The sequence below is a fragment of the Bifidobacterium magnum genome, assembly GCF_000741255.1.
GTDB classification, from domain to species: domain Bacteria; phylum Actinomycetota; class Actinomycetes; order Actinomycetales; family Bifidobacteriaceae; genus Bifidobacterium; species Bifidobacterium magnum.
In genome coordinates, this window is record NZ_JGZB01000004.1 from 60,502 (window position 1) to 84,187 (window position 23,686).

17 protein-coding genes and 2 tRNA genes are annotated in these 23,686 nt (G+C 57.4%); 15 read left to right on the plus strand and 4 right to left on the minus strand.

Translation table 11 applies throughout. The features are described from left to right. Nucleotides 1-87: 87 nt before the first annotated feature. Together BMAGN_RS03850 and tgt are read right to left on the minus strand one after the other, a co-directional pair. Nucleotides 88-173, minus strand: a tRNA-Leu gene (locus BMAGN_RS03850). Nucleotides 174-289: 116 nt separating this feature from the next. Next, nucleotides 290-1,591: a tRNA guanosine(34) transglycosylase Tgt gene (gene tgt / locus BMAGN_RS03855; RefSeq protein ID WP_022860229.1), complete on the minus strand. Its 1,302-nt coding sequence runs from the start codon at nucleotides 1,589-1,591 to the stop codon at nucleotides 290-292. Between the two features lie 170 nt (nucleotides 1,592-1,761). Here tgt and BMAGN_RS03860 point away from each other — a divergent pair, with 170 nt between their 5' ends. Both BMAGN_RS03860 and BMAGN_RS03865 read left to right on the plus strand, forming a co-directional pair. Continuing rightward, nucleotides 1,762-3,600, plus strand: coding sequence for a S1C family serine protease (locus tag BMAGN_RS03860; protein WP_026502119.1), 1,839 nt, complete (start codon nucleotides 1,762-1,764; stop codon nucleotides 3,598-3,600). Nucleotides 3,601-4,578: 978 nt separating this feature from the next. Then, complete coding sequence (locus tag BMAGN_RS03865) at nucleotides 4,579-6,873, plus strand: heavy metal translocating P-type ATPase (RefSeq protein WP_022860352.1); 2,295 nt, start codon at nucleotides 4,579-4,581, stop codon at nucleotides 6,871-6,873. Nucleotides 6,874-7,020: 147 nt separating this feature from the next. Here BMAGN_RS03865 and BMAGN_RS03870 read toward each other — a convergent pair whose 3' ends face one another. After that, nucleotides 7,021-7,887 (minus strand): aldo/keto reductase, encoded by an 867-nt coding sequence (locus BMAGN_RS03870; protein ID WP_022860351.1) that lies wholly within the window; start codon nucleotides 7,885-7,887, stop codon nucleotides 7,021-7,023. 179 nt (nucleotides 7,888-8,066) lie between these two features. Between BMAGN_RS03870 and BMAGN_RS03875 the strand changes: the two genes are divergently transcribed. The 13 genes from BMAGN_RS03875 to BMAGN_RS03925 all read left to right on the plus strand — a co-directional run bounded on the left by BMAGN_RS03875 (nucleotide 8,067) and on the right by BMAGN_RS03925 (nucleotide 21,946). Further along, complete coding sequence (locus tag BMAGN_RS03875; RefSeq protein ID WP_022860350.1) at nucleotides 8,067-9,515, plus strand: FAD-dependent oxidoreductase; 1,449 nt, start codon at nucleotides 8,067-8,069, stop codon at nucleotides 9,513-9,515. Nucleotides 9,516-9,638: 123 nt separating this feature from the next. Then, nucleotides 9,639-9,712 (plus strand) — tRNA-Gly (locus tag BMAGN_RS03880). A 56-nt stretch (nucleotides 9,713-9,768) separates the two neighbouring features. After that, the gene (locus BMAGN_RS08280) at nucleotides 9,769-9,909 is read left to right on the plus strand and encodes an S-layer homology domain-containing protein (RefSeq protein ID WP_022860349.1); all 141 of its coding nucleotides are present in this window, start codon (nucleotides 9,769-9,771) and stop codon (nucleotides 9,907-9,909) included. Between the two features lie 137 nt (nucleotides 9,910-10,046). Then, on the plus strand, nucleotides 10,047-11,681 hold the full coding sequence (locus BMAGN_RS03885; protein ID WP_026502143.1) for an NAD-dependent malic enzyme: 1,635 nt from the start codon (nucleotides 10,047-10,049) through the stop codon (nucleotides 11,679-11,681). A gap of 131 nt (nucleotides 11,682-11,812) precedes the next feature. After that, entirely contained in the window at nucleotides 11,813-12,877 is a 1,065-nt protein-coding gene (fbaA, locus tag BMAGN_RS03890; RefSeq protein ID WP_022860347.1) for a class II fructose-bisphosphate aldolase, read from the plus strand. Between the two features lie 143 nt (nucleotides 12,878-13,020). Beyond that, on the plus strand, nucleotides 13,021-14,310 hold the full coding sequence (locus tag BMAGN_RS03895) for an adenylosuccinate synthase (protein WP_022860346.1): 1,290 nt from the start codon (nucleotides 13,021-13,023) through the stop codon (nucleotides 14,308-14,310). Between the two features lie 22 nt (nucleotides 14,311-14,332). After that, the gene (locus BMAGN_RS07845) at nucleotides 14,333-15,184 is read left to right on the plus strand and encodes a fluoride efflux transporter FluC (protein ID WP_022860345.1); all 852 of its coding nucleotides are present in this window, start codon (nucleotides 14,333-14,335) and stop codon (nucleotides 15,182-15,184) included. Then, entirely contained in the window at nucleotides 15,181-15,555 is a 375-nt protein-coding gene (locus BMAGN_RS03905; protein WP_022860344.1) for a fluoride efflux transporter FluC, read from the plus strand. The genes BMAGN_RS07845 and BMAGN_RS03905 overlap by 4 nt, the downstream gene beginning before the upstream one ends. Nucleotides 15,556-15,579: 24 nt before the next feature. Beyond that, a complete protein-coding gene (locus BMAGN_RS03910; protein WP_022860343.1) occupies nucleotides 15,580-16,617 on the plus strand; it encodes a LacI family DNA-binding transcriptional regulator in 1,038 nt (345 codons plus the stop codon). 140 nt (nucleotides 16,618-16,757) lie between these two features. Continuing rightward, nucleotides 16,758-17,978, plus strand: a complete 1,221-nt coding sequence (locus tag BMAGN_RS08605) for a Fic family protein (protein ID WP_022860342.1) — start codon at nucleotides 16,758-16,760, stop codon at nucleotides 17,976-17,978. A 12-nt stretch (nucleotides 17,979-17,990) separates the two neighbouring features. Further along, nucleotides 17,991-18,323: an MvaI/BcnI family restriction endonuclease gene (locus BMAGN_RS08530; protein ID WP_238548757.1), complete on the plus strand. Its 333-nt coding sequence runs from the start codon at nucleotides 17,991-17,993 to the stop codon at nucleotides 18,321-18,323. A 302-nt stretch (nucleotides 18,324-18,625) separates the two neighbouring features. After that, on the plus strand, nucleotides 18,626-20,140 hold the full coding sequence (gtfA, locus tag BMAGN_RS03920) for a sucrose phosphorylase (RefSeq protein WP_022860341.1): 1,515 nt from the start codon (nucleotides 18,626-18,628) through the stop codon (nucleotides 20,138-20,140). Nucleotides 20,141-20,320: 180 nt separating this feature from the next. Continuing rightward, nucleotides 20,321-21,946 (plus strand): MFS transporter, encoded by a 1,626-nt coding sequence (locus BMAGN_RS03925; protein ID WP_022860340.1) that lies wholly within the window; start codon nucleotides 20,321-20,323, stop codon nucleotides 21,944-21,946. A 578-nt stretch (nucleotides 21,947-22,524) separates the two neighbouring features. Here the strand turns inward: BMAGN_RS03925 and ilvC are convergent. Then, nucleotides 22,525-23,580, minus strand: coding sequence for a ketol-acid reductoisomerase (gene ilvC, locus BMAGN_RS03930; protein WP_026502140.1), 1,056 nt, complete (start codon nucleotides 23,578-23,580; stop codon nucleotides 22,525-22,527). Between the last annotated feature and the right edge of the window lie 106 nt (nucleotides 23,581-23,686).

The following is a 23,686-nucleotide window of genomic DNA, read 5'->3' on the forward strand; positions in this document are numbered from 1 at the left end:
TGAACCGCGGTGTGTCTGTCTCAAAATGCAGAAGATAGATGCCATGGCAAAACAAAAACCCTCGAGTCGAAACTCGAGGGCTTTTCATGGTGCGAGCGGCGGGACTTGAACCCGCACGAGCATACGCTCACTGCCACCTGAAGACAGCGCGTCTACCATTCCGCCACGCTCGCAGACAATCGACAAACTTACACCCTCATGAAAGATTGCGCAAGTTTGTCAATCACGGCGTGTCGTGCAGGGAGTCAGGCCGGATCCGACCGAACTCGGCCGAATCCGACCCACAACCTCAGCCGCGCGAGCCGTTCTCGTAGTAGTGCGCCATGGTTTCGTCGCGGAACTCTTCGAAGTAGCCGCCGTCAATCGAGGCGCGGATGTCGTCGAGCAGCTTGACGAAGAAGCGTTCGTTGTGGATCGTGGCCAGTGTGAAACCGTCGAATTCGCGGGCGCGCAGGCAGTGGTCCACATAGGCGCGCGTGTAGTGCGTACAGGTGTAGCAGTCGCAGCCTTCCTCAAGCGGCGTGAACGCGAACTTGTTTTCCGCGCGTTTGACGTTGTAACGGCCATGACGCGTGTAAATGGCGCCATTCCTGCCGCAACGGGCCGGAGCAACACAGTCGAAGGTGTCGCCACCGTTCTCCACGCAAGCGAAAATGTCGTCCACGGCGGCAATGCCCAGCACGTGGCGCGGCCTGTTTTCCGGCATCGCGTCGCAGATCCATGCGCAGGTTTCGCCGATGATGCGCTTCTCGATGGCGCCGCCAATACCCACGCCATCGAAGTCGAGCGAGGCGATCTGTGCGGCGGCACGGCGGCGCAGGTCCTCGTAGTTGGCGCCCTGCACCACGCCATACAGCGCCTGGTACGGCTTGCCGAGGCGTTCTTCCGTGAGCCTCTTGTGCTCGGCCACGCAACGCTTGGCCCAGCGGAACGTGCGCTCAATGGACTCTTCCTGATACTGGCGCGTGTTCATGAGCGTGGTGAGCTCGTCGAAGGAGAACATGATGTCGGCGCCGATTTTGTGCTGGATGCCCATCGAAATTTCGGCCGAGAAACGGTGCAGCGAACCGTTGAGCGGCGACTTGAATGTCACGCCGTCCTCGTCCACGAACGCGCGGCGCTCCTTGCCGTCAGCAATCACGTCGTCCGACTTGAGTCCCGTCACGTCCATTGCGAGCGTCTTTTTGAAGCCCGCGCCCAGCGACAATACCTGGAAGCCGCCGGAATCGGTGAACGTCGGACCGTCCCAATTCATGAACTTGGCAAGGCCGCCGGCCGCGTCGAGCACATCTTCGCCCGGACGCTCAAATAGGTGGAATGCGTTGGACAGCAGGCATTGCGCGCCCAACTGCTTCATGGATTCGGGCAGCACGGCCTTCATGGCGGCCTGCGTGGCCACAGGCACGAACGCCGGCGTTTGGATATCGCCGTGAGGCGTGTGGATCACACCAGTTCGACCGTAACGGGCGCCATTTTTGCCAAGGCCGTTCGGCGAATCGGAAAGACGCGTGTGCTGTTCAAAGTAGAATGCGCTGCGGTCTCCTGGCTTGCCAGGTTCGGCTCCGCGCGGATGTTCAAGAAGACTGGTCATGAAGCCAACTTTAGAAGCAGGAATTGATTTTGCGAATTCCCAACAAAAATCTTGTCTCGCTCCCATTGTGCTCTCAGCAATTTTTCAGTGTACTTCTCTTAACTACTGAACTAGTACATTGCTCTATAGAGGCTCTATGGAGCGCATGAATACAGTTCAGAGGAGTAGGCATGGCCGATAATTTAGGAACCCCGTCCCAGCCGAACAATAATTCGGCAGAGCGGCCGCAGACGCATGACGTTCCCGCAATGCAGCATGATCATTCGACCGACCCATCCATCAAAGACGTTCATTCCGCTGTGAACCCGCAGCAGAGCGCTCAGCCGCAGTCCGATTCCGCGCAGGAACCGGAGTCCGCCGAGCAGCCGACCGCACGCTACCGTCTGGCCCCGCAATATGGCGCGTTCGACAGCCAGGCCACGCAAACGCAGCCCACTCAGCCGATTCCGACGCAGTCTCAGCCGACCCAGCAATTCCCGACGCAGCCGGCACACTACGCTCCGTCCGTCGCGCCGCGCGTCGAGGATCCGCAGCCTCACGGCTATGCCCAGGGCCAGTCCAATCCGTACGAACAGTCTGGAATCGGTCCGTTCGTACCGGAAAATGGCGCGAACAATGCTGCGGACAACAATGGAAACGGAACGGGCACGCCGACGGGCAACGGCCCGTTCGGCCCGTTCAATCCGCAAGATCCGAACAATCCGGCCCCCGATTTCAACTCTCCGAACCCGCCGAAGAAAAGCGGCGCCAATCCTGTGGTGGTCGGCGTCGTCTCCGCGGCGGTCGCCGTCATTCTGAGTCTCGGAGTGGGATACGCGGCCATTGAAAATGGCTGGGTCTCCTCTCCCGCGGCCGGCTCGCTGACGTCCCTTTCAACGAACACGGGCGGCAACGGTACCGCCAAGGTCGAAGGCGGCGAAACCGCGAACTGGGTCGATGTCATCAAGGCCGTTTCTCCGAGCGTCGTCTCGATCACCACGCAGCTCAACAACGGCGCGGCGCAGGGATCGGGCGCGATTATCGATGCGCAAAAGGGTTACATCATTACGAATAACCACGTTATTTCCGGCGAAAAGATGATCCAGGTCACGCTTAACAACGGCGACCTGTATACGGCGGACGTGGTCGGCACGGATGTGACCACCGATTTGGCGGTTCTGAAATTGCAGAATCCGCCGAGCAATTTGAAGGCCGTCACGTTCGCGGATTCCAATAATTTGGCGAGCGGCGAGCAGATTCTGTCGATTGGCAATCCGCTCGGTTACGAGGGCACGTCCACCAGCGGTATCGTGTCCGCGCTGAATCGCCCCGTTACGGTCATGGACGACGATTCGAACACGACCATCGTGACGAACGCCGTACAAATCGACTCCGCGATCAACCCCGGCAATTCGGGCGGTCCGACCTTCAATGCGGCCGGTCAGGTAGTCGGTATCAATTCGTCGATTGCGTCGATGGCGTCCTCTTCGAGCGAGGCTGGTTCGATCGGTATCGGTTTCGCGATTCCGTCGAATTTGGCCAAGCAGATCGCCGACGAAATCATCAAGGACGGCAAGGCCACGCACGTTGCGCTCGGCATTACGATCGCTACGGGAACCGCGGAAGCTGACGGTGTGACGCGCGCCGGCGCCGTGGTGAAGTCCGTGACTGATGGCGCTCCGGGCGCGAAGGCCGGCTTGAAGACGGGCGACGTGATTGTCGGATTCAACGGCAATGAAGTCAGCAGCATGTACTCGCTGCTCGGTTTTGTGCGTGCCGAGGCGATGGGCTCCACCGCCAAGCTCACCGTGATCCGCGACGGCAAGACGATTACGCTCGACGTGACCTTCGACCAGGAAGAAAGCACGGTCACCGGCTCGAACCGCTCCGAATCCGAGAAGGAACGCGACGACCAGCGCGGCAACTCGAATGGCAACGGCAATTCCGAGGGCAATGATTCGAACGGCAACGGTAACGGCAACTCCAATGGCAACGAGTTCGGCTTCACCGATCCGTTTGGTCTGTGGTAAAGCGGACAGCTGGCGGACGGTCATTTAATCGCCGCCGTCTCGCTTAGGCCTGCATGAAACTGCACGCAATCATATTGGTTGCGTGCAGTTTTTATTTTTGGTGCCGTTATCCTGCGTAAAAATACGCAAGTTTCTCCTTGTCCGCATTTTTTTGACCGTTAAATTTTGCAGTGTCCTTCTTATCTGCACTTTTTGTGCGTGAAAATCTGCGGTTTCTTTATTAGGTGCGTAAAAATACGCAGTTAACGTCTTACTTGCATTTTTCGACCGTTAAAATCCGCGGTTTCCTTCTTATCCGCACTTTTTGTGCGTAAAAATCTGCAATTTACTAGTTAGACGACGATTATTCACGTGAATTTTTGCAGATTACTAGTTAGTTGCGGTTTTTAGTCGAGACGCGCCGCGGAACGCGAGTGAAAAGCGCGGTTAAGGCGTTATTTGCAGTTTTTCACGTGAATAATCGTCGTATTAGTCGTTATTTGCAAATATTCACGCAAGAAAACTGCAGTTAACGGGTAATCCGCGTATTTTTACGCAACTAACAAAGGAACCGCCAAAATTTACGCAACAAATCGGCAGATTACTAATAAACTGCAAAATTTCACGCGCTTTCGGCCGACTTCTGCTATGGTAAAAGTTCCATAACTGAACAATAAGCAATCTTTTACGCCGTGTATCGACAGAAGAGTTGCGCAGGGGACGCAGAGCGTCGGCAAAGTGCCGACAACAGCGCCCATTCCGGCCGACTCTGAGCTGACGATGGGGAACGGAAGTTCATAACAAGGCGTGAAACCGTTGAAATGCTGGCAAGCGTCACGGTCACGTCAATTTTGGTGCCATACGCGGTACATGGGACCAATCAATTCGGCTACTGAATGGTCGATTTTGGGTACCCCGATATTACTGCGCACGAGCGTCTACGTCGCATATCGTGGGCTTGGCATGCATTCATAGTGATACCGACGTAAAGGGGATGCGATGAAACATTTCATCGAGAGAATCCTGGGCATCTGCCGCGAAGTGCCGCTGTTGCCCATAGTTATTTTGGCCGCGATTCCGCTGGCCCTTATTCCGACTTGGCGCCCGTGGGGCAATTTTGAAGTGCCGTTTGATCCGGGCGTTGGCCAGTGGATCACGATCGTATTGGTGATCTGGACGATCATCATGTCCATTCAGGGCATGGCCGAAGAACTTAAAGAGGGCCATGTCGGCGTGGATTTGCTGGCCGTGGTGGCGCTCGCGTCCACGGTCGCCGTGCAGCAATATTGGGCTGCGTGGGTCGTGATGCTCATGGTCGCGTCCGGCGAAGCTATTGAGTCGTATGCGCAGGCGAAGGCGAAGAGTTCGTTGACGGCGCTGCTGAACGCCGAGCCGCGTCAGGCGCATGTGGTGACACTGCCGGGCGTCAATAATGGCGCAGCTTCCAGTGCAGCCATGAACAATGATGCTGGCAATGGTTCTGTTGATACGGCGGATAATGGGGCGAGCGCCGCTCAAGATGACGGCTTCCGTAAGGTTAACGCGGAAACCGTCGATTTGACTGTGTCCACTTTGAATATGTTTAATCCGCAGGCTGCCGACGCTAGCCATTTCACTACGGTCCCCGTGGATCAGGTGAAGATTGGCGATACGATCGTCGTGCTGCCGGGCGAGACCGTTCCTGTGGACGGCGAGCTGCTGAGCGGTTCCGCGACGCTTGATTTGAGCAATATCAATGGCGAGCCTGTTCCGCGTACCGTGTATGCGGGCGCGGATGTGATGTCGGGTTCCGTAAATGGCGCCTCCACGATGATGATTCGCGCGACTCGTCTGGCCAAGGACTCGCAGTACCAGCACATTCTGGAACTCGTACGATCCGCACAGGATTCGCGTGCTGCCGTAGTGCGTACGGCCGATATGTTGGCCGTTCCGTTCACGGTAATCGCGCTCGTGATCGCCGCGGTGGCATGGATTGTGTCGGGTACTCCGATGCGTTTCGCACAGGTGTTGGTGCTGGCCACGCCGTGTCCGCTGCTGATTGCCGCTCCTGTGGCGTATGTGGCTGGTACGGGCCGTTTGGCGCGTCACGGCATTCTCGTGAAAGTGCAGGATGCGCTCGAGAATCTGGGCCGCGTCAATCATATTTTCTTCGACAAGACGGGCACGTTGACGGTCAAGCAGCCGCAAGTGGTGCGTATCGAAAAGGCGAGCTCAGCTCCCGCAAATATGAGCGCCGAAGATCTGCTGATGATGGCCGGCGTTGTGGAGAATTACTCGGTACATATTCTGGCCAAAGGCATCACGCGCGCCGGCCGGCAAACGCGCGAGCGCCTGAGCAACATGAACGAACGCCATTCCGGCAGCGGCAAGAATTTGGCGCGTCGCCCGAATTATCCCGTGGTCGAGCATGTGGCGGAAGCCGTGGGCAAGGGTGTGGCCGGCGAAGTGGATGGCCATGCGGTTCGCGTGGGCCGACTGGCCTTCGTGCTGGATTCCTCCCCTATCGCCACCTCCGCGGAGGACAGGAACAAGCGTGCGCTCGGCCACTCTTCAAGCGCCCGCGTCAATGCGCAAGCCGATTCCCAGAACAGTCCCGAACATTGGCCCTCCGAGCTGGAGCCCGATGAAATGGCGACCTTCGTGTCCGTGGACGGCAAGCTGGCCGCGCGCATTGTGTTGCGCGACATTCCTCGTCCGGATGCGAAAAAGGCCATTGCGCGCCTGAAGTCCATGGGCATTACGAATCTGACCATGCTGACGGGCGACAAGGAGGCTTCGGCCGAGCTGATCGCCAGCGAAGTGGGCATTACCGACATTCGCGCCCAGCTGTTGCCGCAAGACAAGGTGAACGCCGTTAAGCAGGCTTCGATTCAGGACGCCCGTGCCCATATGGCGTGGTGGGACCGCATTACGGAAAAGTTTGTTGGTGAATCCCAAAGCAAGCCCGTCACGATGATGGTGGGCGACGGTGTGAACGACGCTCCTGTGCTGGCGGTGGCCGATATTGGTGTCGCCATGACGGACGGCACTTCCACGGCCGCTTCCCAGTCCGCACAAGTGGTCATTATGGATGATTCGATCGCCGCCGTTCCAGAGGCCATCGCCATTGCGCGCCATACGAAGCGCGTCATGTTGCAAGCGGTGATTACGGGCATCGCGCTGGCCATTGTGGCCATGCTGTGCGCGGCGTTCAATTTGATTCCTGTGGTGGTGGGCGCATTGTTGCAGGAAGGCATTGACGTGATTTCGATTTTGTGGGCGCTTACGGCCATGTTCGACCACGACAACGCATAACAACACAAACAACACATAACAATGCGGCGGTTACCCGTTACGGGCAGCCGCCGCATTTGCTATTCGCCATTCATGGTAATCGCAGGCGTCGCACTAGAGAGGGAGAAGCGAGGCCTACGAAGATTTGTCAGCGCTATTAGTTATCTATCAGTCGTTGGCGCGGTAGCACGGCCACATGGCGCTTTCGCCGTACTCGTTGAGGTGCAGGGTGTCGAGGAACTGCATGTCCTCGCCCGAAATCTCGAAGCCCTCGGTCCACGTGTCGAGGTTGTTGCGCAGATGCTCGGTGCTGCGTGCCTTCGGCAGCGCCACAAGGCCGTGCTGCAGATCGTACGTGATGCACAGCTGGGCCGGCGTCACGCCGTACTTCTCGGCCATCGACAGGATGGCTTCGTTGTCGAGCACTTCGCCATGGCCCATCGGCGAGTAGCCTTCCACCACAATGTTGTGGTCGTTGCAGTAGTTGATCAGGTCGAACGGCATGTTGCCCACATGGGCGAGCACCTGGTTGACCATTGGCGCAATGTCGGAGCCGGCCATAAGGTTGTCAAGGTCGGCCTCAAGGAAGTTGGCCACGCCAATCGCCTTGACCTTGCCGTCCTTATACGCCTCTTCCATGGCGCGCCACACGTTGATGTTCTCGTCGAAGAAACGTTCGGCGCCGCGGAACTTGTCCCAAGGCTGCGGGCAGTGGATGAGCAGCAGGTCGACGTAGTTGAGGCCGAGGCGTGCAAGCGACTTGTCGATGGCGTCGCGGGCCTGGTCGTACGTCTTGTGCTCGGCGGCGACCTTCGTGGTCACGAACAGGTCTTCGCGCGCAATGCCGCTTTCGGCAATGCCTACGCCGACGCCCTCTTCATTTTCGTATGCTTCAGCGGTATCGATATGACGATATCCGAGTTCCACGCCCTTGCGGACTACTCCGGCAACTTCCTTGTTGTCGATCAGCCACGTGCCAAGGCCGAGGCTCGGAATTTGAAGACCGTTGCTTAACGTTGCATATTCGTGCTTCATAACGTTCCTTTCGAAATACCTTACGAAAATTGGTGGGCCGTCCAACCGCGAACCCAACTGATTACGAACTGTAGAAACGCTTTATGGGATTTTCCTATGAATAATGCGTGATGTTGCTGAGTCCGTACCGTCACTTTTGCGGTCCGGCCCGCTCTTGGCGTTGCGATACCCTAAAACGCATGGCACAAGATTCTGAACTTCGTATTGCTGTTATTGGTGCTGGCCCTGCTGGCGTCTATTCTTCCGACATTTTCCTGCGTCAGTTGAAGAAGCTCGGTGACGAGCTTGGTGTTGGCACGCAGGCCCGTATCGACCTGTTCGAAAAGCTTCCCGTTCCGTTCGGCCTCGTGCGTTATGGCGTGGCGCCGGACCATCCGTCGATTAAATTCATTGCGTCCGCTCTCGAGAAGACGCTCGACAATCCGAACATCCATCTGTACTGCGATGTCGAGTTCGGTAAAGATGTGACGATTGACGAACTGCTTGACCGTTACGACGCCGTGCTGTTCGCGACGGGCGCCGTCAAGGACAAGCCGCTGGGTCTGCCGGGCGCCGATCTTGACGGCGTATATGGTGCCGCCAAGTTCGTCGAATGGTATGACGGTTATCCGACGGGCGCGCGCGAGTGGCCGCTCGAAGCCGAGGAAGTCGCCGTAATCGGCGGCGGCAACGTGGCCATGGACGTGGCCCGTGAACTCATGCGCAATGCCGACGACCTTAAGGAACGTACGGATATTCCGGACAACGTATACGAGGGTATCGTCAAGAACAAGGCGAAGACGCTGCACCTGTTCATCCGCCGTGGCGTGGCCCAGGCCAAGTTCTCCGTGCAGGAACTGCGCGAAATGGAGAAGCTGCCGGGCGTACAGCTCATCATCAACGAGGACGATTTCGAACTCGACGACGACACGATCGAAGAAGCCGGCAAGGACAAGCTCACGCGCCAGATGGTCGAAGAACTCTTCGCCATTCGTGAGATGGCTGAAGATATGGAAGACGACGGCGACACGGACTTCGAAGGCAACCCGGCCGACCGCAAGTACTACATCCACTTCAACAGCGCCCCGACCGAGGTTCTCGGCGAAGACGGCAAGGTGACGGCCATTCGCGTGGAGAAGACGGAAACGGGTGCCGACGGCAAGATGCACCGCACGGGCGTGTTCGAAGAGTACCCCGTACAGGCCGTGTACCACGCAATCGGCTACCGTCCGGAAGAAGTGACGGGCATTGCGTATGACGCCAAGGGTGCCCACCTGGCCAATGCGAACGGTGACGGCCGCATCACGGTGTCCGCTGAAGACGGTGAGATCCGCGAGCGTCTGTATGCCACGGGTTGGGCCAAGCGCGGCCCTGTCGGCCTGATCGGCTCCACGAAGTCCGATGCGCTGCTCATCGTGACGAACATGCTTGAGGATTTGGCCAAGGCTGCCGAGGGTGGCCGTGTGGCTCCCGACCGCGATCCCGAGTCCATCGACCGCCTGCTCGAATCCCGCGGCATTAAGCCGATTGACTTCGCCGGCTGGAAGCGTATCGACGCGTTCGAGCGTTCCGAAGGCGCCCAGGAAGGCCGCGAACACAAGAAGGTCATCGAACCTGAGCAGATGCGTTCGCTTGCGCACGCCGAGTAACGAGTAAGAGTCTCGTAACTCATCGCCAGTGCAGACGATATGTGGGCAAACCGCCAAGATTGATATGCGGTTTGCCCACTTTCGTACCAAATGTGCTACAGTGACTGACTGTGTAAAGCACATGCGGATGTAGTTCATCGGTAGAACGAAAGCTTCCCAAGCTTTAGAGGCGGGTCCGACTCCCGTCATCCGCTCCATTCATTCCAACGGTTCCCGTCTAGAAACGTTGATATTCTGCCATTTTACATTTCTTATGCCACTGCAAATCGGTTGGCTTGCCGGTACGGGCATCTCCACGGGCTATGAGGACGGTACATTCCGCGGCATGACGCCCGTCTACCGTCAGGACATGGCCGCGTTCCTGCATCGCCTGGACACACATATTGGCCGATAAATGAGGTTATTGTGCAACAAAAGGCTTCCTGTCTAGCGCCTTTTGTTGCACTTTTTATGCTCCTGTTATATTGGCAGCCGTGTCAGTCCTTCATCGCCAGAAGATAGTTGACGTTGAACTGGAAGTAAGGAATGAATATGGCTTATCTACCTGAAGTTCTTACGAATGCATCAATGAATAAGGCGACCGCGTTCACGCAAGCGGAACGCCACGCGCTGGGTTTGGTCGGGTGCCTGCCGGCCGCCGTGGAAACGCTGGACCAGCAAGCGAAACGCGCTTATCGCCAGCTTGAAAGTTACGATCAGAACATTCAAAAATATTTATATTTGGACCAGCTGCACAACCGTAATGAAGTGCTCTACTACCGTCTGCTGGTCGATCATTTGGCCGAGTTGCTGCCGATCGTCTACGATCCGACGATTGCGGAAGCGATCGAAAATTGGTCGGAAGATTTCCGCGGAACGCGCGCCGTCTACTTGAGTATCGATCATATTGATCAGATCGATGAATCGTTCGACAATTTGGGACTCGGTCCCGACGATGTCGATTTGATTGTCGTTTCCGATGCGGAAGAGATTCTCGGCATTGGCGACTGGGGTGTGAACGGAACCGATATCAGTGTCGGCAAACTCGCCGTCTATACGGCTGCGGCGGGCGTGGATCCGCGCCGAGTCGTCGCCGTCAATTTGGATTGCGGTACCGATAATGAAACGCTGCTCAACGATCCGCTGTATCTGGGCAACCGCCACTCGCGCATCCGCGGCGCACAATATGACGAATTTATCGCAGAATACCTGCGTTCCGCGGCAGCCCACTTCCCGCACGCACTGCTGCACTTCGAGGACTTCGGCCCGTCGAACGCGCGCCGCATTATCAACGAATATCGCGACCAATATCGCGTATTCAACGACGATATGCAGGGTACGGGCGCGATCGTGATGGCCGCCGTGATGTCCGGACTGAAGGTGACCCACGAAACCTTCGCCGACCAGCGACTTGTGGTCTACGGTGCGGGCACGGCCGGCACGGGCATGGCCGACCAGATTCACGCGGCCATGATGCGCGCCGGATTAAGCGATGCGGAAGCGCGCGAACGTGTGTGGCTCATCGACATCAACGGTCTTGTGACGGACGATATGAAGAATCTGCCGGACTACCAGCAGCCGTACGCGCGCCCGGCGGCGGAAGTGGCCGATTGGAAGCGCGACGACGGCAAGATCACACTGCTGGAAACCGTCAAGCGTGTGAAGCCGACGATTTTGATTGGCACGTCCACGGACCACGGCGCGTTTACGCAGGATGTGGTTGAAGCGATGGCGCAGGGCGTGGAACGTCCGATTATCCTGCCGCTGTCGAACCCGACCACGCGTATCGAGGCCATGCCGCAAGACGTGATCGCTTGGTCGCATGGACGCGCGCTTGTGTGCGTGGGCATTCCTGTCAAGTCTTTTGAAGACAACGGCGTCACCTACCACATTGGTCAGGCCAACAATGCGCTGCTGTACCCGGGATTGGGACTCGGCGTGATCGTTTCTGGCGCGACAAGCGTGACCGACGGCATGCTGCTGGCCGCGGCCAATGCCGCTGCGGGCCAAGTGGACGTGACGACGCCGGGCGCATCGCTGCTGCCGCCTGTGGAAAACCTGCGCGCTTCCTCGGCCACCGTGGCTGTGGCCGTGGCCAAGCAGGCCGTGGCCGAAGGCGTCGCCACTGTTGCACAGGACGACTGGATCGAAGCCGTGCACCAGGCGATGTGGGAACCAGAGTACTAAATGGAGTACTAAATACTGCGCTGTGCAACATGAGGCTGGCTCCTCCAGCCTTGTGTTGCACTTTTTCCTGTCATTTCTATGTCAGTGAAATAAGCTTCCTGCTCGCCCGAGTATGCGCCGATAATAGAACCATGACTATTGCAACTCCCGCGCAGTATGCCGAAATGTTGGATCGCGCGCGCCAACAAGGCTTTGCTTACCCTGCGATTAACGTAACCAGCACGCAGACGTTGAATGCGGCTCTTCAGGGCTTTGCGGACGCCGAATCGGACGGCATTATCCAGGTGTCGGTCGGGGGTTCTGCATATTTCTCGGGCCAGCGCGTAAACGACCGTGTCACGGGTTCGCTCGCCATGGCCGCGTTTGCGCATGAAGTGGCGCGCAAATACCCGAACATCACCGTCGCGCTGCATACCGACCATTGCGCCAAGCAGTATCTCGACAGCTGGGTGCGTCCGCTGCTCGACATTGAAGCCGAGGAAGTGCGCCGCGGCCACGAGCCCATGTTCCAGTCGCACATGTGGGACGGCTCCACGGTGCCGCTTGCGGAAAATCTTGACATTGCCGAAGAACTGCTTGACAAGTCGCAGGCCGCGCACACGATTCTTGAAATCGAAATCGGCGCGGTAGGCGGCGAAGAGGACGGCCATAGCGCGGAAATCAACGAAAAGCTGTATTCGAGCGTCTCCGACGGCATCGCCGTGGCGCGCAAACTCGGTTTGGGCGAGCACGGCCGCTATATCGCGGCGTTCACGTTCGGCAACGTGCACGGCGCATACAAGCCGGGTGTCGTGAAACTGCGCCCGGACCTGCTCAAAGACATTCAGCATGGCGTATGGGATGCGCTGCAAAACGGCGAACTCGCCAAGTCCAACGGCATGAACGTGATTCCCGACAAGCCGTTCGAGCTTGTGTTCCACGGCGGTTCTGGCTCGACGCCTGAAGAAATCGCCGAAGCCGTCTCCTATGGCGTGGTCAAGATGAACATCGACACCGATACGCAGTACGCGTTTACGCGCGCCGTGGCGAACCACATGTTCAAGCACTACGACAGCGTGCTCAAGATTGACGGCGAAGTGGGCGACAAGAAGGAATACGATCCGCGCTCGTGGGGTCGTGAAGCCGAGGATTCCATGGCCAAGCGCGTCGTGGAAGCCTGCGAGCAGCTCGGCAGCGCCGGCAAGGCGATGCACTGAGCGCGCTGAGTGCACTGAACGTACTGAAGACGCGCAAAAAAGGGGCAACCCCTTACCGCCTTTTCGTGGAACTCGGCTCTCCGGCGTAGACGCTGTACGCTAATCTAAAAGTTCGGGGAGAAAGCTACACGAAAGGCGGTATCATGCCCGGAATCGTTTTGATCGGCGCGCAATGGGGCGACGAAGGCAAAGGAAAGGCAACCGACCTGATCGGCACGAAGGTCGATTATGTCGCTCGTTTCAACGGCGGTAACAACGCGGGTCATACGGTTGTCGTAGGCGATGAATCCTACGCTTTGCACCTGCTTCCTAGCGGCATCATTTCCCCGAACACCATTCCTGTTATCGGCAACGGCGTTGTGGTGGATCCGGCCGTGCTGTTTGAAGAGATCGACGGACTCGAGTCGCGCGGCATCGACTGCTCGCGTCTTCTGGTCAGCGACTCCGCACACGTCATTGCTCCGTACCACCGCATGATCGACAAGGTGACCGAGCGATTCGCCGGCAAGCGCAAAATCGGCACTACGGGCCGCGGTATTGGCCCGGCTTACGCGGACAAGATCAACCGCATCGGCATTCGCGTGGGCGACCTGCTCAATGAAGAGCATCTGCGCGACAAGGTGGAGAACGCCTTGCACCAGAAGAACCAGATTCTTGTCAAGCTTTACAACCGTCGCGCCGTGGACGTGAACCGCACGGTGGACGAACTGCTTGAACTCGGCCAGCGCCTTAAGCCGTATATCGCCAACACGTCCCTGATCCTCAACGACGCGCTGGATGCGGGCAGCACCGTGCTGTTCGAAGGCGGCCAGGCCACGATGCTTGACGTGGATCACGGCACCTATCCGTTCGTCACTTCTTCGAACCCGACCGCGGGCGGCGCCTGCACGGGTACGGGCGTAGGCCCCACGAAGATTTCGCGCGTTATCGGCGTCGCGAAGGCGTATGTGACGCGCGTTGGCGAAGGTCCGTTCCCGACCGAACTGTTCGACGAATCGGGCGACTGGCTGCGCGCCCAGGGCCACGAATATGGCGTGACGACGGGTCGTCCGCGCCGTTGCGGCTGGTTCGACGCGCTTGTGAACCGTTACGCCGTGCAGATCAATGGTCTGACCGATATTGTGCTGACGAAACTTGACGTGCTCACGGGTCTGGAACAGATTCCGATCTGCGTCGCATATGACGTAAACGGCGAGCGTTATGACGAAATGCCGACCGACCAGTACGCATTCGCCGCGGCCAAGCCGATTTACGAAATGATGCCGGGCTGGACGGAAGACATTTCCCAGGTCCACCATTTCGAGGATCTTCCGGAAAACTGCCAGCGTTACGTACGCCGTCTTGAAGAACTGTCCCGCTGCCGCATTTCCGCAATCGGCACGGGCCCGCAGCGCGATCATATTATCCAGATTCACTCTTTGATCGACGACTGATTACCTTACCGAAATTTATCTTATGAACGACCATGAGCTGCTGGAACAGCAACTGAACGAACCGCATCCCACGGGTGCCGCGGCATCAAGGCGACCGCCAAAAGTGCCGCTGGCACCCATGAAACGGTTACAACCCAAGTTCAATCCCATGGCGGATTGGGCGAATTATGTAGTGGTGTTTCTGGGAGGCTTCATCGGAACGGCGTTCCGGTTCTTGCTCTGCCCCGGTGTGGCCGGTTTGCCGGACACCGCGGGCACATGGTCCGCATTCCATCTGGACTCGTTGCTCGTGAACGTCATCGCGAGCTTCGTGTTCTCGGGAGTCGTAACATTCTGCGCCCAAGCGATTTGGATTCGCAAACGCGTGCGCCAGCTCGCCAGCCGTGGCATCGGCATGGGCATATGTGGCGGCATGTCCACCATGACGGCCGTGATGCTTGAGGATCTGCTGTCATGGGACCGGCAAAATTACGGCGGTCTTATTGTCTACACGCTGGTCACGCTGGCCGTATGCCTGTTCGTGGCGTGGTTTGGCGCATGGAGCGTCATAAAGTTGACGGCGAACCGGGCGGCGCGCGCAATGATGGAGGTCACTCCCGACGGCCGAGCGAAGCCCGCAATCGGCGTGCGCGTACCGATGCCGGACGACCCCAAGCGCCACTGGTGGGACGGGAAACCGCATGTTATGGCAAGCGAGCCCGACCCCATTACCGACGAGCTGCCACAAGTGATGCGCATGGAAGGCCGGCGCACGAATTTCGACGTGCACTACAAGCCGTATTACGGTTTGCAAAAGCGCACGAAACCGCATGATGACGGTAAGAAATGGTGGCATCGCGATGCGCATGACGATGCGGAGGACGACGAATCATGACGTTCCTTCTTGTCTGTTTATGTGGCGGCTTGGGCTCCGTATGCCGCTTCATGCTCAACACGTCCATTCAGCGCTGGTGGAACAATTATTTCCCGCTCGCCACGCTTATGATCAACTGTTTCGCCTGCTTCTTTGCGGGTATCGCATTGCAATCGTATGTGCTGAACATGGTGCCGTATTCCACCTACATGCTGTTTGTGGCGGGATTTTTGGGCGGTCTTTCCACCTACTCCACTATGGTCAATGAGGTAATCAGTCTTGCCCATAGCCGCCATACGGTAGCGGGCATCATCTACGCGGTGGTCTCGCTTGTGCTTCCGTTGCTCAGCGTTGTGCTGGGATGGTGGCTCGGTTCGCTGCTCGTGCACTAATACGCCAATGGAAGTGGTTGAATAATGGTCGGTATTCGTGACGTGGCCCGCAAAGCCGGAGTCTCCACTAGCAGTGTGTCGCTAGTCATCAACAATTCCGGATATGTGTCCGCGGACATGCGTGAAAAAGTCGAACGCGCGATGGCCGAGCTGCATTATGTACCGAACGCGCTGGGACGCAACCTTTCACAAAATCGGACGGGAATGGTGGGCGTCATCGTACCGACTATCCAACATCCGTTTTTCGCGACGCTCACGTCCCATATTCAGCGCGAACTCGCGGCCCGCGGACTCAAGACGATGCTGTGCTCCACGGTCGACGCGGAAACAGGCGAAACCGAGTACGTCGACATGTTGCGCCGCCGTACGATGGACGCGATCATCATGGGCGCGCACACGAAACATGATCCCGAGTACTGGTCGTCGATCGGACGGCCCGTCGTTGCCTTCGATCGGCGTTTTGGCGGTACTATTCCCAGCGTGCACTCCAACCATATGGAGGGCGGCGATTTTATTGCGGACCATCTCATCCCTACTGGCATAAGGCGTTTGGTGATGATCGGCGGTCCGAAAGGACAATTTTACGATCGCGAGAACACCGCCAAAACGAAAATATCGACGTTCCCGACCACGCGATATTACGTTCGCCTGGCCGAGCTGCTTGATGAAGCCGGCATTGCGCACGATTATGTGAGCGCGGGTGAAGTGAGCGACTTTTCCGGATATGAGCAGGCCGTCGAGCGCGTCTTGAGTGACGTTGCGCATGGAACGGGCGAATTTGCGGACGCCGACGCGATCGTAAGTTCCGATATTGGCGCGGCTTTGGCCGTGCAAAAGGCCGCTTCGTACGGAATTGCCGTACCCAACCGTCTGCAAATCGTCGCCTATGACGGAACTTTTGCAACGAAACTTGCGGGACGCGAGATTTCCGCCGTTCATCAGGATTTCGCGGGCATCGCGCGCGGCCTCGTCGAGCGCGTCTGTGCGCTGATTGACGGTGAGGAAGCGAATGACGAACTCGTACCCGTCACTTGGCAGAGTGCGGAAACGACAATTTTATAAATATATAAAGTAGCGGCCCGATTCATGCTGTTTTGTGGGCTGTTGACGCCGGCTATGCGATAAAAGTATCACATAGATGCTCGGAATCCGGCTATAATGATCGCCAATGTGATAGGAATAATCATTGGCGGGACGTAATCATGGCGGATTCCTATAAGCCGTTGGAAACGGTATTTCATATCGACAGGTCCACTGATGCGAGTGCGCACATTCAGTCTGAACGGGAAGCGCGCATGCAGGGGCATGACGCATTCGAAATTCTTGCCGGCGAAACCACATGGTTTTTCACTACACCGCGCCATATGAGCATGCTGATTTCCGATATTCAGCGCAACGAACAGCGCATCAATGTGCAGTGGGATCATATCCATGCCGCAGTGCGCGCTCAATACGTCAATACGCATATGGTCGACGAAATGATGGCCACCAATGAAATTGAGGGCGTGCATAGCACTCGCCAGGAAATCGAGGAAGCTGTTCAGTCCGTACGAACGGGACGGTCGAATCAACATAAACCCATCCGATTCAGCGAGTTCGCGAAATTATGGATTGCGCTGGAAAATCAGGAGTTGCGCTCCCCTGCTACTTTGCGTGATATTCGCAATATTTATGATCAAGTGACGGATGGGGAAATCGAGCCGGCTGATCTTCCGGATGGCGAATTGTTCCGTAAAAATTCGGTTGATATTACGGGCCCGCGCGGCATTGTTCACCGTGGCGCGGCGAGTGAAGTGCAGATCAGTACGCTACTGCAGTCCGTGATCTCCGTGATGAATAGCGATTCGTTGCCGCAGCTGCAGGCGGCGATGGCTGCGCATTTCCTATTTGAATACACGCATCCGTTCTACGATGGCAACGGTCGTACCGGGCGTTTTTTGCTCGCCCTCAACTTGCAGCCCGTGCTGAGCTTGCCGACGATTCTTTCGCTATCTTCCACCATCGCCGCCAACAAACAGCGATATTACAAAGCGTTCGATGTCACTGAGAATCCGATGAATTACCGGGAGCTCACTTTCTTCATCATGATGATGCTCGAATATGTGAGGCAAGCCCAGGAATCGCTGTTTGTTGAGTTGGACCAGTATGAGGCGCAGGCCGCGAAATTGGATGCGTGGGTGGAGCAGATGAGCGCTGAATACGAGTTGGGCGATAGCGAGGAAAGTGTGTTGCGGGAACTTGCGGATGTTCATCAAGCGGTTCCAGACTCGCCAAGCTCCGTCCGGGAGCTGGCGAGCGCCTTGCGCCGTTCGACGCAAAGCGTTCGCAAATATGTTGCCCGACTTATTGCGCTGGGATTGGTGGAACGTGTTGGCGTTCGTCCAATGACCGTTCGATTGGCGCATGGTGTGGCTGCGTTCTGAGATTGGCGCGAGTTGTGGAGCGCCTGTACCACTCATAGGCGGGACAATGATTCGACAATTTGTGGCACTGCCGTTATTCCGTATCTGCGTGGTGAAGCGCCCGAAGGATATTCGTTTGTAGAATACGGATCCCTTATCACGTTAGGAATCAACACTAGTTTCGGTCTATTCCTTCAAGCCTTTAAAGACGGCAAGGTAATTTACGATCCCGGAGACAAGGCGACATTGGAAAATGGGAAATGGATCCCACATGCCCGTAGTCAATTCCGCATCAATCTCAATGACATTGACGCAATCTATCAGGAAACTCGAAAAGTTGATTTGAGAGATCCGGAATCTTACTAAATCGAACCGGTTCTACACCACTCCCACTTGACATTTGTACCCATGTTGTGATGTACTATATCTATCAATATCGAACCGGTTCGATATTGCAGCGGAACCGCCCGCGGTTTCCCCTTGTTACCGCGAACTGACCATCCTTGCGGCGCGAGTGGTTTCGCTACGTATCGAACTGCCCTGTATTGGTAGCGGAAGCGGAGTGTTGCCTTGCGCGTGGGAACCGCGCAACGAAGCACCGGACTTGTCGGAGTCCACAACATATAGAGCAGTCACAAAGGCGCGACAGCGTTCCAAGGAGGGAACACATGAAGAACAAGGTCCAAATGATCACCTACGCGAACCGGCTGGGGGACGGCAATCTTGCTTCTCTGACCGAGATTTTGCGTACGCGATTCAACGGAGCGTATGAAGGCGTACATATTCTGCCATTCTTCACCCCATTTGATGGAGCCGACGCGGGATTTGACCCGATCGACCACACGAAAGTCGATCCGCGCCTCGGTGACTGGAACGACATTGCCGAGCTCTCGAAAACGCACGACATCATGGTCGACGCCATCGTCAACCACATGAGCTGGGAATCGGCGCAATTCCAAGACGTCATGAAGAACGGCGAGGAATCCGAATACTATCCCATGTTTCTCACGATGAGCTCCGTGTTCCCGCTCGGCGCCAGCGAAGAGGATCTCGCCGGAATCTACCGTCCGCGCCCGGGCCTGCCGTTCACGCCCTACCGTTTCGGCAACGCGAACCGCCTCGTATGGACCACGTTCACGCCCCAGCAGGTCGATATCGACACTGATTCGGACAAGGGCTGGGAATACCTCATGTCCATCTTCGACCAGATGAGCAAGTCGCACGTCAGCCAAATCCGTCTTGACGCCGTCGGCTACGGCGCCAAGGAAGCCGGCACGAGCTGCTTCATGACGCCCAAGACGTTCCGCCTCATCTCGCGTCTGCGCGAAGAAGGCGCCAAGCGCTGCCTCGAAATCCTCATCGAGGTGCACTCGTACTACAAGAAGCAGATCGAGATCGCGTCCAAAGTGGACCGCGTCTACGATTTCGCGCTGCCGCCGCTGCTGCTGCACTCGCTGTTCACGGGCGATGTGGACGCGCTCTCCCACTGGATCGACATCCGCCCGAACAACGCCGTCACCGTGCTTGACACGCACGACGGCATCGGCGTGATCGACATCGGTTCCGACCAGCAGGACCGCTCGCTCAAGGGCCTTGTGTCCGACGAAGCCGTGGACGCGCTCGTCGAGAAGATCGCCGAAAATTCGCATGGCGAATCGAAGGCCGCAACGGGAGCCGCCGCATCGAATCTGGACCTGTACCAGGTGAACTGCACGTACTACTCGGCACTCGGCTGCAACGACCAGCAGTATCTGGCCGCCCGCGCCGTCCAGTTCTTCCTGCCGGGCGTTCCGCAAGTCTATTATGTGGGCGCGCTGGCCGGACGTAACGATATGACGCTGCTCAAGGAGACCGGAGTCGGCCGCGACATCAATCGTCACTATTATTCCGTGGCGGAAATTGACGAGGATCTCAAGCGTCCCGTCGTGCGCGCGCTGAACGATCTTGCGAAATTCCGCAATGATTGCCCGGCGTTCGACGGCGAGTTCACTTGGGAACGTGACGGCCAGGATTCCGTGACGCTCACGTGGACGAACGGCGATTCCCATACGTCGCTCACGTTCCAGCCGAACTTGGGTACGCAAGACGCGGGCGCTCCTGTGGCGACACTCACATGGAACGACGCCGACGGTGAACACACGAGCGCGGATTTGCTTACCAATCCCCCCGTTTACCGCAAGTAATCATGAATCAGTGCCGGTCAAAGATCGACCGGCACTGCTCATATATGTCCACATCTTCAGTACCGTAGTAAAGGTTGTTTTCCAACTGCGATACTCCCCCATCCAAAAATCGGAAGCTCAATACAATTTGTACAATTCCGATCATCACGACGAATTTTTATATATAAAAAGGGAATTTTGATGAGCGACGAACCTACTGAACCGTCCCAACCCCGGCAGCGTCCCGTGAACTGGCATCCGGGACTTCGCGAATATGAGCGCCCCGGCATTGACGACAAGCCGGATCCGGACGAAATCCTTACCGAACGAGACAAGGCCGCCATCGGCCGACTCGGCATGCACATGACGCAAAAGCGGGCCGGTACGAGCAGTGTCAAAAATCCGACCACGCAAGCCACGAAAATGAACGGATCGGCCGCAGTCGGCGGATCGGGACTTTCCACGCTCGCCAGCGTGGACACGGCCGTCCCCGATGAGGCGTCCGCATTCATGGACATGCGCGACCCGATGGTTTCCGCGGACGGACACCGTCCCACGAAGCCCGAACTTATACGACTCGGCATCGGCTTTACCGTCTCCGCCATTGCATGCGCAATTCCGTGGGTGGCGCTGAGTTCGATCATCCTGCCGCGTGTGCTGGAAATTATTGATCCGACCAGCAAAGTGGCCATGGTTGGCCTTATCAATGCGCTCGGTTCCGTGGTGGCGTTGCTCGCCAACATCATTTTCGGTACGTTCTCCGACCTGACGCGTTCGCGATTCGGCAAGCGCACGCCATGGATCGTGATTGGCGGCCTGATTACAGGCGGCGCGATTGGTCTGATCGCGTTGGCCAACAACACGGCCATGATCGTGTTCCTGTGGTGCGTGGCGCAGGCCGGCTACAACATGATGCTCGCTCCATATGTGGCGACGATGAGCGACCGTGTGCCGGACAAGGTGCGCGGTACGATTTCGGGATTCTACGGTGCCGGTATCGCGGTGGGTCAGACGCTCGGTTCGTTCGTGGGCGCGCTGCTGCTCGCGCGCGGCAACGCCGGCATTTTTAGCGCTTGGATGATGGGCATGGCGATCTTCGCGCTGTGCGGCATTTTCGTGGTGGTCGTGTGGCCGCGCGAAGCCAACAACCGCAACGAAGCGCGCAAGAAGATCTCCGCGCAGATGGTGGTGGAAAGCTTCCGTCCGCCGCGCCACGCTCCCGATTTCTACTACGCGCTTGTCGGCCGTACGCTCATGATGGGCGGCTACTGGATGATCAACACGTACCAGCTCTACATTGCGCAGGATTACGTGTATGCGGGCGACCCGCACGCGACCACGAAGGCCGCGCAGCTTATTGCGACGATGGCCGTGATCACGCTCGTGGTGTCACTGATCGCCGCCGTGACGGCCGGTCCGATTACGGACAAGCTCGGCATGCGCAAAATCCCTGTGGCCTTGGCCAGCTGCCTGTTCGCAGTGGGCGCGTTGATGCCGCTGCTGTTCCGCTCGCCCGCGGGCATGTACTTGTTCGCCGCGATTGCAGGCTTGGGCTACGGCGTTTACGACGCGATCGACCAGGCGCTTAATGTGGCCGTGCTGCCGAACCCGAAGGAAGCGGGCAAGGATCTGGGCATTCTCAACCTTGCCAACACACTTTCGACGGTAATCGGCTCGCTGCTTACCTCCGTGGTGGTGCTCATTGTGAAGAACGCCACGCACACGCAGCAGGCGCCCGTGCAAGCCTACACGGTGGTCTTCATTGTGGCCATTGTGATTGTGCTTCTTGCCGCGTGGCTGATCACGCGCATCAAGCATGTGAAGTAAGGCAATTGCTCGGTTTTGATGTGGTGGCCGGGACGCGCAGAGGTTTCTGTGGCGCCTCGGCTTTTCTTCTGCATTTTGAGACGTGAATCCCGGCGTGTCTGTCTCATTTTGCAGAAGAGAATAAGGATCCAGGGTTTTTAGGCCTCTTTTCGGCATCTCCCTCTGCATTTTGAGACGTGAACTCCGGCGTGTCTGTCGCAAAATGCAGAAGTTGGGGGAAGCGATGAGGGTTTGTACCGCAGATGGTACCGCGGGGACGGGGTTTGCCTGCTTTAAGGGATGTTTGTACCGCCCGCGGTACGTGGGCGCTATGGATTCGGGCGGTTTTGTGGGGTTTCCGTACCGTTATGGACAATGCGGTCATGAAAATGCCCCGGATCGGTGGTGTTGTTGTACCGCGGATGGTATGCAACCGCCACGGATCGGGCGAAGTAATGAGTCGTTTGTACCGTCGGTGGACCAGAAAACTTAAGACGACTGGGCCTATAGAAGGCAGCCAAGCTATGGAAGCATATAAAAAGGGACGGCCGCATAGCCGTCCCTTTTTAGTCCAATTTAGTTATATCGTTGCACTCGGCTCACTCTTGTACCTGGGCGCGTGCGATCTTGCCCGTGAAGGAATTCGCCTCATCGGCATCCTTAGCGCCTTCGGCGTTCCAAGAGAACATCGAGCGCAGCTTCGGGCCGACTTCCTCAATACGGACGTTCGAGTACTCCTCCTGCAGTTGCTTGAACTTCGGAGCGCCAGCGTCCTGGTCCTCAATGAACTCCTGTGCGAACGAACCGTCCTGGATGCGCTGCAGATGGTACTGCATGCGCTCGCGAACATGTTCGTCGATGCAGGTGTTCACATAGTCGCCGTACTGGGCGGTGTCCGAGCAGGACCAACGGTCCTTGTTCAGGCCGCCTTCATTCATGAGGTCCACGATCATCTTGAGCTCGTGGCACACCTCGAAGTACGCGATTTCCGGCTGATAGCCGGCATCCGTGAGCACCTCGAATCCCATTTCCACAAGCTTGTTGACGCCGCCGAGCAGAACATTCTGTTCGCCGAACAGATCGGTTTCCGTCTCTTCCTTGAACGTGGTCTTGATTGCTCCCGCACGCAGGGCGCCCAACGCCTTCGCGTAGGCGAGCGTCAGATCCCAACCGTCACCGCGCGGATCCTGTTCCACGGCCACCACGACGGGAACGCCGCGGCCCTCCGTGAATTGGCGGCGCACAATGTGGCCGGGACCCTTGGGAGCCACCATGAAGACCGGATGATCCTCGGACGGCTTGATGTATCCGTAATGGATGTTGAATCCGTGTGCAAAGGCGAGAGCCGCGCCCTCCTTGAGATTGGGCTCAATGTCGTTGGCCCAAATCCCGCGCTGGAACTGATCAGGAGCGAGTATCATGACCACATCCGCCTCGGCGACGGCTTCCGGCACGCTCTTGACTTCCAAGCCCTGTTCCTTGGCGAATTCAACGGACTTGGAATTTGGACGCAGTCCCACAACTACATCTACGCCGGAGTCACGCAAGTTCAACGCGTGCGCATGTCCCTGCGAACCGTATCCAATAATCGCGACCTTCTTTCCGTCAAATACGGAAAGATCGCCGTCGTTTTCGTACCAGATTTGTGCTGCCATGAATAACACTCCCTTTCTTTAAGATGTACGGCTTGCCCCAACAAGTCGAACGCGGTTCTGCACGTTGTTTCCTCGCATAACCCTCTTGGTTATCCCGTTACGTAGG

Excerpts from the sequence above, each read along its gene's own strand:
- BMAGN_RS03885 (WP_026502143.1), top strand. The coding sequence starts at position 10,047 with ATGGCTTATCTACCTGAAGTTCTTACGAATGCATCAATGAATAAGGCG.
- gtfA (WP_022860341.1), top strand. The coding sequence starts at position 18,626 with ATGAAGAACAAGGTCCAAATGATCACCTACGCGAACCGGCTGGGGGAC.
- BMAGN_RS03860 (WP_026502119.1), top strand. The coding sequence starts at position 1,762 with ATGGCCGATAATTTAGGAACCCCGTCCCAGCCGAACAATAATTCGGCA.
- BMAGN_RS08280 (WP_022860349.1), top strand. The coding sequence starts at position 9,769 with ATGCCACTGCAAATCGGTTGGCTTGCCGGTACGGGCATCTCCACGGGC.
- BMAGN_RS03905 (WP_022860344.1), top strand. The coding sequence starts at position 15,181 with ATGACGTTCCTTCTTGTCTGTTTATGTGGCGGCTTGGGCTCCGTATGC.
- BMAGN_RS07845 (WP_022860345.1), top strand. The coding sequence starts at position 14,333 with ATGAACGACCATGAGCTGCTGGAACAGCAACTGAACGAACCGCATCCC.
- BMAGN_RS08605 (WP_022860342.1), top strand. The coding sequence starts at position 16,758 with ATGGCGGATTCCTATAAGCCGTTGGAAACGGTATTTCATATCGACAGG.
- BMAGN_RS03910 (WP_022860343.1), top strand. The coding sequence starts at position 15,580 with ATGGTCGGTATTCGTGACGTGGCCCGCAAAGCCGGAGTCTCCACTAGC.
- BMAGN_RS03925 (WP_022860340.1), top strand. The coding sequence starts at position 20,321 with ATGAGCGACGAACCTACTGAACCGTCCCAACCCCGGCAGCGTCCCGTG.
- BMAGN_RS03895 (WP_022860346.1), top strand. The coding sequence starts at position 13,021 with ATGCCCGGAATCGTTTTGATCGGCGCGCAATGGGGCGACGAAGGCAAA.
- BMAGN_RS03865 (WP_022860352.1), top strand. The coding sequence starts at position 4,579 with ATGAAACATTTCATCGAGAGAATCCTGGGCATCTGCCGCGAAGTGCCG.
- tgt (WP_022860229.1), bottom strand. The coding sequence starts at position 1,591 with ATGACCAGTCTTCTTGAACATCCGCGCGGAGCCGAACCTGGCAAGCCA.
- BMAGN_RS03875 (WP_022860350.1), top strand. The coding sequence starts at position 8,067 with ATGGCACAAGATTCTGAACTTCGTATTGCTGTTATTGGTGCTGGCCCT.
- ilvC (WP_026502140.1), bottom strand. The coding sequence starts at position 23,580 with ATGGCAGCACAAATCTGGTACGAAAACGACGGCGATCTTTCCGTATTT.
- BMAGN_RS03870 (WP_022860351.1), bottom strand. The coding sequence starts at position 7,887 with ATGAAGCACGAATATGCAACGTTAAGCAACGGTCTTCAAATTCCGAGC.
- fbaA (WP_022860347.1), top strand. The coding sequence starts at position 11,813 with ATGACTATTGCAACTCCCGCGCAGTATGCCGAAATGTTGGATCGCGCG.